General features: G+C 40.6%; 10 protein-coding genes and 1 pseudogene. 6 read left to right on the top strand and 5 right to left on the bottom strand.

Annotation, left to right across the window (positions count from 1 at the left end):
- Window positions 1–923: 923 nt before the first annotated feature.
- The 5 genes and pseudogenes from H6H03_RS40695 to H6H03_RS31655 all read right to left on the bottom strand — a co-directional run bounded on the left by H6H03_RS40695 (window position 924) and on the right by H6H03_RS31655 (window position 5,407).
- The gene (locus H6H03_RS40695) at window positions 924–1,370 is read right to left on the bottom strand and encodes a toll/interleukin-1 receptor domain-containing protein (RefSeq protein ID WP_313931972.1); all 447 of its coding nucleotides are present in this window, start codon (window positions 1,368–1,370) and stop codon (window positions 924–926) included.
- Window positions 1,371–1,430: 60 nt separating this feature from the next.
- A pseudogene (locus tag H6H03_RS40690) lies at window positions 1,431–2,021 on the bottom strand (DUF1517 domain-containing protein); the annotation flags it as partial.
- Window positions 2,022–2,145: 124 nt separating this feature from the next.
- Window positions 2,146–3,027 (bottom strand): hypothetical protein, encoded by an 882-nt coding sequence (locus H6H03_RS31665; RefSeq protein WP_190959001.1) that lies wholly within the window; start codon window positions 3,025–3,027, stop codon window positions 2,146–2,148.
- A gap of 69 nt (window positions 3,028–3,096) precedes the next feature.
- Window positions 3,097–3,690 carry a DUF1517 domain-containing protein gene (locus tag H6H03_RS31660; protein WP_190959005.1) on the bottom strand — a complete coding sequence of 198 codons (594 nt, stop codon included), beginning with the start codon at window positions 3,688–3,690 and terminating at the stop codon, window positions 3,097–3,099.
- 142 nt (window positions 3,691–3,832) lie between these two features.
- Window positions 3,833–5,407 carry a pentapeptide repeat-containing protein gene (locus H6H03_RS31655; protein WP_190959000.1) on the bottom strand — a complete coding sequence of 525 codons (1,575 nt, stop codon included), beginning with the start codon at window positions 5,405–5,407 and terminating at the stop codon, window positions 3,833–3,835.
- Between the two features lie 71 nt (window positions 5,408–5,478).
- Between H6H03_RS31655 and H6H03_RS31650 the strand changes: the two genes are divergently transcribed.
- The 6 genes from H6H03_RS31650 to H6H03_RS31625 all read left to right on the top strand — a co-directional run bounded on the left by H6H03_RS31650 (window position 5,479) and on the right by H6H03_RS31625 (window position 14,144).
- On the top strand, window positions 5,479–6,318 hold the full coding sequence (locus H6H03_RS31650) for a prephenate/arogenate dehydrogenase (protein WP_190958999.1): 840 nt from the start codon (window positions 5,479–5,481) through the stop codon (window positions 6,316–6,318).
- Window positions 6,319–6,541: 223 nt separating this feature from the next.
- Window positions 6,542–6,928, top strand: a complete 387-nt coding sequence (locus tag H6H03_RS31645; protein ID WP_242058082.1) for a hypothetical protein — start codon at window positions 6,542–6,544, stop codon at window positions 6,926–6,928.
- Between the two features lie 381 nt (window positions 6,929–7,309).
- Window positions 7,310–8,407 carry a sensor histidine kinase gene (locus tag H6H03_RS31640; protein WP_190958998.1) on the top strand — a complete coding sequence of 366 codons (1,098 nt, stop codon included), beginning with the start codon at window positions 7,310–7,312 and terminating at the stop codon, window positions 8,405–8,407.
- Between the two features lie 116 nt (window positions 8,408–8,523).
- The gene (locus tag H6H03_RS31635) at window positions 8,524–9,201 is read left to right on the top strand and encodes a response regulator transcription factor (RefSeq protein ID WP_190958997.1); all 678 of its coding nucleotides are present in this window, start codon (window positions 8,524–8,526) and stop codon (window positions 9,199–9,201) included.
- 55 nt (window positions 9,202–9,256) lie between these two features.
- Window positions 9,257–9,397 carry a hypothetical protein gene (locus tag H6H03_RS31630; RefSeq protein ID WP_190958996.1) on the top strand — a complete coding sequence of 47 codons (141 nt, stop codon included), beginning with the start codon at window positions 9,257–9,259 and terminating at the stop codon, window positions 9,395–9,397.
- Window positions 9,398–9,680: 283 nt separating this feature from the next.
- Window positions 9,681–14,144, top strand: a complete 4,464-nt coding sequence (locus tag H6H03_RS31625; protein WP_190958995.1) for a DUF4347 domain-containing protein — start codon at window positions 9,681–9,683, stop codon at window positions 14,142–14,144.
- Window positions 14,145–14,190: the final 46 nt, after the last annotated feature.

Here is a 14,190-nt window from a genome sequence, read left to right as displayed (position 1 = left end):
CATGAGGATACGATTCAATTCTTGCCAAAGGACTTGTCATATTCTTTCCACATAATTTCTACTCCAGCTTTTTATTATCTCATGCTATTTATATTAAGGATAAGTCTATTACTTATGAATATGTGTGCCAGGGGAAAAGGCATGAGCGATCGCCACATTTTATTTTAAATACTTTCGCTTAATCAAGCGTATTAGTTTTAACAAAAAAAATTGTTAAAACTCTTATTACTACACAATGTAGAATAGATAAAAGTCTGACTGACTCTTGAGAAAAGTATGTTATAACATTGTACGGACGATGTTTGGTGAATCTCATATAACTCAAGGAGTACACAGAGTGAATCAGATAGAATTAAGTTTAACTACTGCTTACCTGTTAATGACGTGCTATTTTTTAACAAATTGGTTAGTATTTTCCCTACGCCATCCCACTTCTGCTCCAGAAGATAAATTTTTGTCCTTAGTGATGTTTTTGACAACAACTATCTTTTGGCCTTTGATGATTTTCATGTCTTGTTTAGAAATGTTTAATAAAGATAAAATAGATATTAATAAAGTAATTCCTGTAGTTTTAACAATATTTGTGTTTAGTATTTCTTATTATCTGACTTATCTTGTGTAACGGGAATTTTGCTCTAATTTACTATGTATTTTATCATGGTTAAAATCAACCATTTTTTAGATAATTTAATAGTAAAATTTATATAAATATCAACTTATTGCCCTAGATTTTGAAAGACGAAAGTTGAGTATTAAATTTAAATTTTGTCAATTCACTACAGGAAAGCTTTTCAAAAATTCAATTAGTGCGATCGCTTCAAAATTGGATTTGATAAACTTGAATAAAAATTAAAATCTTTAAGTCTGGTTTCAGCTGAAATCTCAATTCCAAAATATTGCTTTTAGGTAAGTGTATAAACCTCCTATAAATTTTTTGAGGCTAATTCTTCAACTACTTTTCGGATGCCTGTAGCCACATTAGCAAAGGCGGCATCAAGATTTGTCCATTGGGTAACAGGCTTACCATCTACGGGCAGAGGTTCGAGGTTGGTAAACACTGCACCTTGATAATCAACTGGTCGGAGAATCACAGGAATAACACGGGCTTCACCAACTTTATGACGTTTCATTGCCCGTTCAACAGTACTATAGCAATCATCGGAGCGCAAGAAATCAGCGCTAATCAGTAGCAAAATTATCCTAGCTGTATTGAAGTGTTCATCAATCTCAGCATTCGTTTCTGCTCCTGCACTGACTTGGCGATCGTACCAAGTCTTAATTACTTTTTGACGTTGTAAAATTGAAAGATGCTTAACCAATTCTTCTAGCAAAGCTTCGTCTTCACGGGCATAAGATAAGAAAACTTCGATAGCTTCATTAATAGCTTGAGGAGATGGCTTAGATAGTAGAGATTCAGATTTAGTAGTCTGAAGAGAAACTAATTCCGGATAATATTGTAATAACTGATCGTTAGTGAGTTCATAGCCTAACTGTGCTGGTGAAAAATGTACTTGAATTGCCCTAAACTTATCCATATAGTGCAAATTGATTAAGTATTTTAAACCTTCCTTTAACGCTTGAACGTTAGAAAGGTCGGTTTCTAATTCTGGTACTTCTCCTTCATAAGCTACTACAATTATCACAATTACGTTATCAGTTATAGGTACGTTTAAAGATTGATTGAATTCAGAGGGAGAACTGTAATCTAGCTCGCTGAGATATCTTTGCTCAGAGTCAGTAAATAAATAATTGACGTAATCTCCTGCCTCACCTTCATTCCAAAATACGTCTCCTTCATTGGCAACAGATAGCCAATATTCATCGTATCGAAGTAGAGATTTGCAGATTTCTACCAATATTTTTCCTAAAACTTCTAAATCGCCATCAGAATTAATTGCATCCCAAGCAGCACTATTTAATACTTTCAAAATTGGTGCTACCCCACTCCCCCCTAAGTGCAAAAATAACCGAGAGACCACATAGCGAGTTTGACCAATCATTCTATTAAACATATCGAGTATATTTTTGGTAATTCAAGATATCGCCTATATTTTTGCAAAAAAGGCAAAAGTAAAACACTTTTGCCTTTTTATTATCTAGTATTTAATTCAACTCAAGCTCAGCACTTAAAACTCCTAACTATGCTTAGCGCCGTCTGCTGCCAAAACCAGTCGAGCGGCGGGGTGCTGAACTACGCCCACTACCAAAACTACCACTACTAGGACTGGTTCTAGTCCTTGTAGGGCTACCGGAGCGTCTTAAGACGCCGCCACCATAACCGGAACCTGTTGAGCGGCTACCAGTATTCGCGCGGGGTGTAGTGCGTACATTTGAACTATCAGGATATGACCTTCTAATTGCCCCTGTAGTGCGGAAAGCAGTGCGATTCCTTACCGCTGCTGGTGGTTCGTTATAGCGAGTTCGATAGCTTTGAACTGCTTGGTCATAGTTGCTACCATATCCACCGAAGCCAGCCAGTCCTCCTGGTTGATAAACAGGGGGCACATAGTACTGGGGTCTGAACAATAGACTACCAATGGCTTGGCCCGCTAAGTTACCAGCCACAGACGCGGCAAATGGTGTCCAAAAGCTATTTTCTTGGCGGACTACCACCGTTTCTTGTCTTCCTGTTTCCGGATTAGTTTTGTTCTCGGTAACATTGTGGACGTAGGCAATTTTAAAATCTTCTGTGAGATATAAAATTGGCTGTCCATTTTCTACCTTTAGATAAGTTTTTTTACCCTGCTTAATTTCGTCATCAGTTAGCCGTGCCATTTGCAAATTTTCAGTTGCAAAGGTTGGCGGCGTGTTGTTGAGTAAAAAGAGGCTGTACTGCCCAGTTGCATCGTCGTAAGTAACTTGTTGAATTTGATACTGACCATCACTCAATTTGGTGTTAGTCGAGGTTTGGCTAACGTTCTTAGCTGGGGGGCTAGCTTGCTCTCCGCCTCCGCAAGCAACAGTTGTCAAACACAAACTCAGTGCTAAAAAAACGACTGTAAATTTACGTACTATCGTCATGATCATTGCATTATTGTCCTATCTCCGAGCTTAACAATTTCTCGATTGAGCAGTAAGTAGAGACTACCCAACAAATTACAAAGGGATCAATTCTGGGTAATGTTGCAACATCTGATCGCTAGTGAGTTCATCGCCTAACTGCGCTGGGGCGAAATGCACATAAATTTCCTGCAATTTACGCTGGTAATGCAAATTGATTAAGGCTTTCAAAGCTTCTTTTAGCGCCTGAACGTTAGAAAGGTCGGTTTCCAAGTCTGGTACTTCTCCTTCATAAGCTACTGTAATCATCACAATTACGTTGCGAGTTACAGGTACAGATAAAGGTTCATCAAACCCAGAGGCAGAACTTTGATCTGGTTGACTGAGAAATCTTTGGGCAGAATCAGTAAATAATTGATCTACATAATCTGCTGCTTCACCTTCGTCCCAAAATATGTCACCTTGATTGGAAGCTGAAAGCCAATACTCATCATATCGCAGTAGAGTCTCGCAGATTTCTACCAATCCTTGTCCCAAAACTTCTAAGTCTCCATCAGCATCGATCGCATCGCGGGCACCACTATTTAATACTCCCAAAACTGGCGCTACTTCACCTCCTCCTAAGTGTAAAAATAGGCGAAAGACCACATAGCGAGTTCGACCAATCATTCTATTCAATGAGTCGCGCATTTTTCCCTCCAGAATTTTATCATTAGTCATTGGTCATTAATCATTGGCCATTAGTCATTAGTTATTGCTCATCTGTCCACTAATAACTAATACTTAATATCTAATGCCCCATGCCCAATGCCAGATGACCAATTTTCAATAACTAATGACTAATATAGTGAAACCCTTTAACAAAATCTAGAACCATGTTTAACGAAGGTAATATATATTTTGCTGATTCGCTAGATTTATCATCATAAACTGAAGTGTTCAGAGAAGACCGATTAATAAATCTTTTACCAAAGTTGGGATTGTCATGCACAATCAAAGTTTGGGCGCTAGAGTTTGTTAAAATTATTTGGCTTGGAGCTTTACAAAAATTTAGCTTAGCAGCTACTTCTAAATTTTTTTTCATTTCTTTGATTGTTGTAGCTTTACTAATAGCTTGCTCTAAAAGCATATTTAATTGTGTTACCATATGTGGAGATTTAAAAGATTTTAAATCTGGTTTTGTTACAACTTCAGTATTAATCATTTCCACCATTTGGGAAATATTCTTTTGGGTAGATACCGCATCTATAAAGGGAAGAATTGCAATATAAGCGGTGGGGAATAATGCTTCGTCGCTATCTACACGGAAGGTAAAAATAGTGCGGCGACGACCACTTTCCAGACTTGGGGGTTGTTTTAGTCCTCGGTATTCTTGAGCAATTTGGTAGTAGGCACCAGCAAGAGCAAAGTTAGCTTCGTGTTCTAGGGCTGCATCAATAATAATCCGAATTGTTGGGGGCGTTTCGTTAAAAAAATCTCGTGAATCGTCGGAATGAAACTTTTGGATAATTGAGCGATCGCCTGTGGGACTGAGGTCAACCCATTCACAAGTCATGCCTTCGGTTTTTAAACCAAATCTAGAAGTAGCATAAAGTTTTGCACCGGTTAAAGTTGCTCCGGTTAAGTCAGCACCAATCCATTCCGCCCTAATTAATTTTGCTTGAGTTAAATTCGCATGTACTAAACTCGTATTCGTTAAATTGGCATTGCTTAAATCTGCACCAATTAAATTTGCGCCGCTCAATTTTGCCCCGCTCAAATCTGCCCACCTCAGGTTCGCCCCGCTCAAATCCGCCCACCTCAGGTTTGCCCCACTCAAATCTGCACCGCTGAGGTTAGCATGGCTAAGATTTGCTTGTCTGAGTTCAGCATCTCGTAAATTCGCGCCGGTAATGTCACAACGACTTAGGTCAGCTGCGTTTAAGTTAGCTGTTTCTAAGTTGGCTCCTGTGAGGGAAGCGCCTCTCAACACAGCTTCGCTCAAGTTAGCGTTACGGAGATTCGCTTGGCGCAGAGTCCCCTCTCGCAGATCGGCGCTGGTGAGGTTAGCTTGGGACAAGTCAGCACGACTGAGATCGGCGCGAATTAATTCGGCACGGATGAGGGAAGCTCCCTTGAGTTGAGCGCGGCTAAGATCTGCTCTAATCAAATTAGCTACATTGAGACTGGCGTTGTTCAGGATGGCGCTGCATAGATTTACACCGCTCAATCTTGCTACATTCAACTTGGCATTGCTCAAGTTAGCTTCATTGAGATTAGCACCACTCAAGTTCACAATACTCAAATTAGCATCGCTCAGATTTACGCCACTGAGTTTAGCGCCACTCAGATTAGCTTCAGACAGTTCAATACCGCTAAAGTTTAAGACTCCTACCGCGTATTGTTCCAGCAATTCCTCTACAGTCATCGATGCTACCTCTGGGATGCCAACTTTATATAGTTGTAAAGTCGGAAAAAATAAAATGTCAAAATTAAAGAATGAATATTGGGATTTTAGGACTGGGACTAATTGGCGGATCTTTGGGTTTTGATTTGCGATCGCAAGGGCATCATATCTTAGGGGTTAGCCGCCGGGAATCCACCTGCCAAAAGGCAGTAGCCCTTGGCTGCGCCGATGCCGCATCAGTCGATCTGAGCCTATTGGCAGCCGCAGAAGTTGTATTTATTTGTACGCCTTTAGCACTTATTGTGCCCCAATTTACTCAATTAATTCCTTATTTGTCTCCCACTACGGTTGTGACTGACGTGGGTTCGGCGAAAGCACAAATAGTTGAAGCGATTTCTCCCCTTTGGGATAATTTTATCGGTGGTCATCCAATGGCGGGAACAGCAGACAGTGGGATAGAAGCTGCACAACGGGATTTATTTGTTAATAAACCTTATGTACTTACACCTCTTAGTACAACACCAACCACTGCAATTACAATTGTCGAAGAAATAGTGCGATCGCTAGGGGCTAATATCTACCATTGTCAACCAGAACAACATGACCGGGCTGTGAGTTGGATTTCTCATTTACCCGTGATGGTTAGTTCCTCGTTAATTGCTGCTTGTTTGAGTGAAACTGACCCAGAGGTTCTGCAATTAGCCCAAAAGCTAGCTAGTTCGGGTTTTCGGGATACCAGCCGTGTGGGTGGTGGGAATCCAGAGTTGGGGATTATGATGGCGCGGTATAATCGTCAAGCATTGTTGCGATCGCTGCACCAGTATCGCCACAATCTCGATGAATTGACTAACTTAATTGAGCAGGAAAATTGGGCAGTTTTAGAGTCAAAGTTGAAATCAACACAACAGGCACGACCTAATTTTGTTGAGTAGTGGTAATAGAGTACGTTACGCTATTAATAACGCACTCATTACTACATTTAGTAAATTTATTGCTGATTTGTTGTGAATGCTTTTTCAGGTAGTTGATGAATTCTTTCAGAGGCAACGGTTAACATGCAACAGGCAACAGGGAAACCCACACTTAAAAACGTGGCATTGGATTGAAGAAAGACGGCGTTTTTCCCAAAGGCTGCGCCTCTAGAAAAACATTTTTTTGAAAGTAGGATTTATACTTACAACTAAAGTTTTCAATCCCTGTTCCCTGTTATCTGCTCCCTACCCTGAAGGGGTTGTAAATTTATCAAAAGAAACAATGGTAGAACGCCCAATCAAAAAATCAGAACGTCAGGCCCAAGCAAATACTGACAATAATGTGGAAAAATTGGATTCCACACCTCCTGTTGAATCCAACCCCAAAAGCTCAAAACCCGATCGCAATCGCTCGTCTGGTAAAGGGAAAAAAGGATCGTTTGCAGATGAAAACAGACCACCTGTTAATCCTGCACTAATGCGCGGTCCAAAACCCGTTAAACCTCCAACTAAGGTGGAAAAAGAAGTTGAAACTGAATCTGAGCCTATTTCAGAGGAGTCTGAAGGTTAACATTTTCCTCAACTCCTCACCAAAAGAAAGGTAGTTATCTTGAAAGCAAAAGGTAGCTATGTTTTTAGGTTTTTCAACGTGGAAACATAACTACCTTAATTAATAACCAAAATTCAAGCTCCAAAATATAGCAATACCTTTGATTTTTGAAATTATATGATTAATAAAAACTCAATTAATTGTGTATTTACTAAAATATAGAATCAGTTTTTTAGAAAAGTAGAGAGTTATTTAAAATCAAAGATAGCCGTAATATTAATAGTGATTGAAAAAATGTTTGTGACTTATGGAGTAACTAAATTCAGATTCATGATTTTGTTAAAAATATAAAAAATAAATTAATTGATACTTTTTTAGCATTACTCGTAATGATTAAAAATTATGTTAAGTCGATTATTGACTATAAAAAAAGCAATTAAAGAGCGTGCTAAGACATATTTGCTAATAGCGATCGCCTTTATCATAGTCATAGTCTTAGAATACATAACACCGCCTGAGTACGTATTCGGCTACCTCTATACAGCGACTATTTTATTAGCAGATTCTCGATTAAATCGAGGAGCAGTAGTCGGGGTCACCCTTGCGGCTACAGGATTAACATTATTAAATTTGTTTGTTCCAGGAAAAGAAATAATTAATCCTCCAACCTTGGCAAATAGGTTAATTGCAGTCTTGGCGTTAGTGGTAACTGCGACTTTAAGCGAACGCAACCGCCGCAATGAAGAAGCGATCGCTCATACTCAAGCACAATTACGCTCCCAAGAACAACTAGCTGCAATGCGTGAAGATTTTATTTCTACCCTCACTCATGACTTGAAAACTCCTTTACTGGGAGCAATTGAAACGCTGCAATATTTTCAAAATCAGCAATTTGGTGAAGTCACCCCAACGCAATCAAAAGTCTTGCAAACAATGGCTCGTAGTCATCGCAGTACGTTGCAATTAGTTCAAACTCTTTTAGATGTCTACCGCAACGATGCCGAAGGGCTGAAACTACAGAGATCGCCTATCAACTTAGTAACTGTGGCAGAAGAAGTAATAGCTACTCTGATGGAACTAGCAAAAACACGTCAGGTTTATATTTCTCTGCACTATGGTGAATCAGATTTTCGCAGCTTTTTTTGGGTAAACGGCGATTCATTGCAACTGGGGCGAGTTTTTACCAATCTATTGAGTAATGGCATTAACCATACTCCCCGTGGCGGTAAGGTAGAAGTAGTATTTGAAAGTTATGCTAGCGAGCAAGTGGTAAAAATACTCGACACAGGTTCCGGCTTTACCGAAGAAGAGTTACCCCACTTATTTGAAAGATTTTATCAAGGACATAGCGATCGCCACGTCTGTGGATCGGGACTAGGGCTTTATTTAACCAGGCAAATTATTACAGCTCATGGAGGTACAATTTGGGCAGAGAATCGGTTACCACGAGGTGCTGTGTTTGGTTTCCGACTCCCTGCTTGTCCACCACCGGGGAATTAACAGGCAAAGGAGGCAAGGGAGACAAGGAGAATAAATCTTCCTCCTTACTTCTGAGTCAACAGTCAGCACTCCCAATGCCCAATGCCCCATGCCCCATGCCCAAGGACAAATGACAAATGACAAAAATCTTACTTGTTGAAGATGATGAATTATTTCGGCTTGGTTTGCGGATGCGGTTGCAACAAGAGACTAGTTTGGAGATTGTTGCAGAGGCAGAAGATGGAGAACAAGCTGTAGAATTAGCCAATCAATATCCTCTGGATTTGGTTTTGCTGGATATCGGTTTGCCGGGAATTGGGGGGATTGAGGCTTGCCGTCAAATTAAGCAGAAACACCCAAATTTACCAATTTTGGTTTTAACGTCTCGTTCCGAAAAACCTCTAATTTCACGCTTAATTGCTGCTGGGGCACAAGGTTATTGCCTTAAAGGTATTCCAGCTGAGTCTCTGATTTTAGCAGTGCGATCGGTTGCAGCGGGGGCTTCTTGGTGGGATCAAACAGCAACAACAGAAATTAGGGCAGCTTTTGAGGGTAATTCTACGATGGTACTATCTACAAAAACTGAAGAAACCATAGAAAATCCCTTAACAAAGCGCGAACAAGAAATTTTGGCACTGGTAGCAGCTGGCAAAAGCAATCAAGAAATTGCAGAAATTCTCTACATTGCCCCTGGTACAGTGCGAGTTCATGTCCATGCTATTTTACAGAAACTAGAAGTACGCGATCGCACTCAAGCCGCAGTCTTAGCTATCCAAAAAGGATTGGTAGCACCAGAATTATTAATCAAACAGTAAAAATATGTAAATCGGATCTTGACATTAGCTAGTCATTTTTAATATTGGCGACCCCTTGAAAATTATTAGCTTTTGTATAATAAGTGATAAACAATTTGAAGTTGGCAAGACATTTTTTATCAATTTGTATGATGTTGTGAATGTGGCGATCGCTAATAGTCGAGGTATTCCCACATCCATCAATGATTACAGCTAAGCCTTTTACTCATACACTGGGTTATTACAGTAATAATACTGTAGTAATTATGATTTTTTTAGCATAATTTTGTCCTGAGTTACTGTATTAGACTTTTTTTTTACCTCCATAAAAAGAGGTTAAATTATCTATTTTATTTACCTATGGAAGCGTATGTTTAAGCATTTGCTTCCTATTTAGTGTTGCGTGGCTAAATCCATCATTTTCGAGTTCCCAAGTTTTATCGGCTAACAAGAATTACAAAACTTCTAAAATCCCAAGGAACTTTACAGAGGAATTACAGATGCCAAATCAAAATATTATTTTTATCGATCGAGCAGTTATAGACTATGAAAACTTGATTGCTGGCATTCAACCAGGGACTAGTGTAGTAATCCTTGACTCAAATAAAGATGGGGTAGAACAAATCACTCAAGCCTTACAAGGTGGAGAATATCAATCAGTTCAAATTATCTCCCACGGCAGTGCAGGAAGTTTGCAACTAGGGGCAACTCAACTTAATGCCAACAATTTGAATTTCTACAGCAATCAATTGCAACAGTGGAGAACTTATTTAACACACGATGCTGACATTCTGCTCTACGGTTGCAATGTAGCATCTGGAGATCAAACTTTTTTGCAACTTTTGAGCCAAATCACAAGCGCAGATGTGGCAGCTTCTGATGACATCACTGGTAGTGCCGAGTTGGGTGGTGACTGGGATTTAGAAGTGAAGGTTGGTTCCATTGAGTCAGATTTAGCCTTGACACCAGAAGTAAGGATGGCTTACAGCTCAATTTTACCCTTATCATTTGCAACTGCCAGCAACTTTGATGCCGGAAACGATGCCCGTTCCGTAACAGTGGGGGACTTCAATAATGACGGCAACTCTGATTTAGCAGTAGCTAACTATAGCTTGGGCAAAGTTTCAGTGTTGTTGGGTAATGGTAGTGGTGGTTTTGGAGCTGCCACAAGCTTTAGTGTGGGAAGTAGTCCCATTTCCGTGACAGTGGGAGACTTTAATAATGACAACAACTCTGATTTAGCAGTAGCTAACTATGGCTTGGACCAAGTTTCGCTGTTGTTGGGTAATGGCAATGGCGGTTTTGGGGCTGCCACAAGCTTTATTGTTGGAAAATATCCTTATTCCGTGACAGTGGGAGACTTTAACAAAGACGGCAACTCTGACTTAGCGGTGGCTAACTCTGGCTCCAACAACATTTCAGTGTTGTTTGGTAATGGCAGTGGTCGTTTCAACATTGCTGCTAGTTTCATTGTGGGAAACAATCCTTATTCGGTGACAGTAGGAGACTTCAACAACGATCGCAACTCTGATTTAGCAGTGGCTAACTATGGCTCCAACAACATTTCGGTGTTGTTGGGCAATGGGGCTGGTAGCTTTGGGGCTGCTAGCAATTTTGGCGTGGGAAGCAACCCTTATTCCGTGACAGTGGGGGACTTTAATAAAGATGGCAACTCTGACTTAGCAGTTGCTAACTATGGCTCTAACACAATTTCAGTGTTGTTGGGCAATGGTAGCGGTGGCTTTGGGGCTGCCAGTAATTTTACCGTAGGAAGCAATCCTGCTTCGGTGATAGTAGGGGACTTCGACAAAGACGGCAACTTGGACTTAGCGGTGGCTAACTCTGGCTCCAACAAAGTTTCAGTGCTGTTGGGCAATGGTAGTGGTGGTTTTGGGACTGCCAAAAACTTTGACGTGGGAATTAATCCCACTTCCCTAGCAGTGGCTGACTTTGACAAAGACAACGACTTGGACTTTGTAACAGCTAATTCAGGCTCCAGTAATGTTTCAATACCGCTTAATACTACTGCACCTGTAAAAGTTAACTTTGGTGCTGCTACCTACAACACTACAGAAGGTAGTGCTGTTACTGAGGTAATTATTACCGTTACTTTAGACGTGACTCCCGAAACTGATGTCACAGTTCCCATTATCATTAACAACAGTAGCACTGCTAGCAGTGGCAACGATTACGTATTTTCACCTAATAGCCTTACTTTTAGCGCAGGGGCAACAGGTTCAAATTTAACTAAAACAATAATTTTACCCATTCAACCAGACGATTTACCAGAGAATACGGAAACCCTTGTACTGAATTTTGGTACAATCACGGGGGCTGTTGCCGGGGCGATCGCTCAAACTACTATAAATATTGCTGCTAATGATGCGATTGAATACGGAATTTCCACCACTACCCCAACTTTAACTGAAGGTAATAGCGGCACTCAATCTGTTACCTTTACCGTCACCCGCAGTGGTGGTATTGGCGTGGCGAGTACAGTAGATTATGCCTTCAGCGGTACAGCAGTTTTAGGCAGTGATTATAACAATATTCAAGTTACAAATGGCGGAAATGCTTCATCGGGGACTTTAAACTTTGGAGTTGGGGAAACAACAAAGACGATTAAAGTCGATGTTTTGGGTGAGTATAAAGTTGAAGTTGATGAAAATATTATTGTTACTCTCAGCAATCCCAATCTCACAAATGCGCCGGAAAGTTCAACAATTATTACCAGTTCTGCTCAATTAGACATCATTAATGATGATGTCTTTATCCCGACACTGATTAACGAAATTCTCTTTGATCCCCCCAGTACAGATAACCCGAAAGAATATATTGAACTGCGTGGTACTCCCACTGAAACTCTAGCAGCTGGAACTTATTTAGTTGCGATTGAGGGTGATTCCGGCTCCCCTAATCCTGGTATCGTTCAGGATATTTTTGATTTGTCTGGTAAGCAGTTTGGTACTAATGGGTTGCTAGTTCTTCTGCAAAAAGGTAATGGTTATACAGTCAACCCTGATGCAAATGTAATAACTAATACTGGAAGTGGAGCGGGATGGGGGAATGGAGCCTCAAGTTCAATCCGTCACACTGGTGGAACAACTGATATCGAAAGTGGGTCTGTTAGCTTTTTCCTGATTCAAACTAATACTGCACCCACCCTGACTAGTGATATTGACTCGGATAACAATGGTATTGCTGATGGTACTGTCTACTCAAATTGGACTGTGCTGGATTCAGTTGGGGTTCTAGATGGAGGAACCACAGACAAAGCATACAGCTCGATTGTATTTAGAAAGGGTTCTAGCGGTTCAGTCCCAACAAATGCTACAGTCGTCAACACCTCATTTATCGCTGGATATGTAGGGCGTTCAGGTAATACCACAGGTTCAACAGCCTCGGATTGGGTAGCAAGTGTAGTCACTGGCACAGCACCAAATTTGACATTAGGTACTGCTGCTAACACATCACCTGGGAGCTTTGCTACTCAACCGCTAAATCACATTGGAAGCACTAACTTTGCTCCTGCTGCTAATATCAATTACGCCATTTCAACTGCTACCCCAACTGTGACTGAAGGTAATAGTGGTACCAAAACTGTCACTTTCACCGTTACCCGTAGTGGTGATACTAGCATTGCTAGTAGTGTAAATTATGCTTTCGGTGGCACAGCAACTTTTAAGAGTGATTACAACAGTATTAAAGTTGCAGGTGCCACAGGTAGTTCGTCTGGGATTGTAAAATTCGCCGCTGGGGAGACAACAAAGACTATTACATTAAATGTTGTCGGCGAAAAGGCCACTGAAGTTGACGAAACCATTAATCTGAATCTGAGTTACCCCAACCAAACAGTTGCGATCGCACCAGGCACAGTTACCATAGTTAACGATGACATCCAACCCACCATCTCCATCGTAGATAAAAGCGGTAAGGAAGACAGCGGCAATGTTGTTTTGACTGTCAAACTCTCTAATGCTAGCAGTGACGTAATTACAGTCGATTACAACACTAGTAATGATAGTGCGATCGCTAACGTTGATTACACCCCAGTTACAGGAACGCTGACTTTCAACCCTGGAGTTACCACTCAAACAATCGCTGTACCCATTCTCAACGATTCTTTTAACGAAGCCAGCGAACGCTTTTTTGTCAATCTCACTAATGCCACTAATGCCACCATTGCTGATAACCAAGCTAATGCGACTATTACTGACAACGATGTAGCGGGTTTCAGTATATTACCCGTTAATGGCCTAGTAACTAACGAAGCTGGTGCTACAGCTAACTTCAGTATTCAACTCACTAGCCAGCCGACTGCTGATGTCACCTTAAGTTTGAGTAGTTCCAATGTGAATGAAGGTACTGTTTCAGTTTCTAGTGTTACCTTTACCGCAGCTAACTGGAATATAGCCCAAACCCTCACAGTTATAGGTGTTAATGATGGCGTTGCAGATGACAATATTGCTTACCAAATCATCACTGGCGCAGCAGTTAGTAGTGATGTCAAATATAACAATGTGAATCCTCTTGATATTGATGTCGTCAATATTAAGAGTGGCAATCAAGTTAGTAGTATTATCACTGGTTCATCCAAGGCTGATAACCTGTTACAGGGAACTAGCTCAAACGATCTGATTTTTGGCTTTGCTGGTAATGATGTCATTGTTGGTGGTGACGGAAACGACCAACTTTATGGCGGTTTGGGTGCTGATAATGTTACAGGTGGTGCAGGTAATGATATCTTTGTGCTTGCCAAGGGTGAGGGTAGAGATACTATCAAAGATTTCAACATTAGTGAAGATTTGATTGCTTTATCAGGTGGTTTGACTTTCTCAGGTTTATCTATTACTCAGAGCATCAATGATACGTTGATTAAAGTTACTGCCACTGACGAAAACCTTGCTTTGTTAACTGGAATTCAAGCATCAACGTTAAACGCTAGTCATTTCATTACTTACTAGTACAGCGCTGCGTCAATAAAACAAGTATACCCAGTTGATTTTACTC

The sequence above is a fragment of the Nostoc paludosum FACHB-159 genome (genome assembly GCF_014698835.1).
GTDB classification, from domain to species: Bacteria; Cyanobacteriota; Cyanobacteriia; order Cyanobacteriales; family Nostocaceae; genus Nostoc; species Nostoc paludosum.
Note: the sequence above shows the minus strand (reverse complement) of the source record. Positions and strands in the feature narration are given on the sequence as shown.

Excerpts from the sequence above, each read along its gene's own strand:
- H6H03_RS31665 (WP_190959001.1), bottom strand. The coding sequence starts at position 3,027 with ATGATCATGACGATAGTACGTAAATTTACAGTCGTTTTTTTAGCACTG.
- H6H03_RS31660 (WP_190959005.1), bottom strand. The coding sequence starts at position 3,690 with ATGCGCGACTCATTGAATAGAATGATTGGTCGAACTCGCTATGTGGTC.
- H6H03_RS31655 (WP_190959000.1), bottom strand. The coding sequence starts at position 5,407 with ATGACTGTAGAGGAATTGCTGGAACAATACGCGGTAGGAGTCTTAAAC.
- H6H03_RS31650 (WP_190958999.1), top strand. The coding sequence starts at position 5,479 with ATGAATATTGGGATTTTAGGACTGGGACTAATTGGCGGATCTTTGGGT.
- H6H03_RS31640 (WP_190958998.1), top strand. The coding sequence starts at position 7,310 with ATGTTAAGTCGATTATTGACTATAAAAAAAGCAATTAAAGAGCGTGCT.
- H6H03_RS31635 (WP_190958997.1), top strand. The coding sequence starts at position 8,524 with ATGACAAAAATCTTACTTGTTGAAGATGATGAATTATTTCGGCTTGGT.
- H6H03_RS31625 (WP_190958995.1), top strand. The coding sequence starts at position 9,681 with ATGCCAAATCAAAATATTATTTTTATCGATCGAGCAGTTATAGACTAT.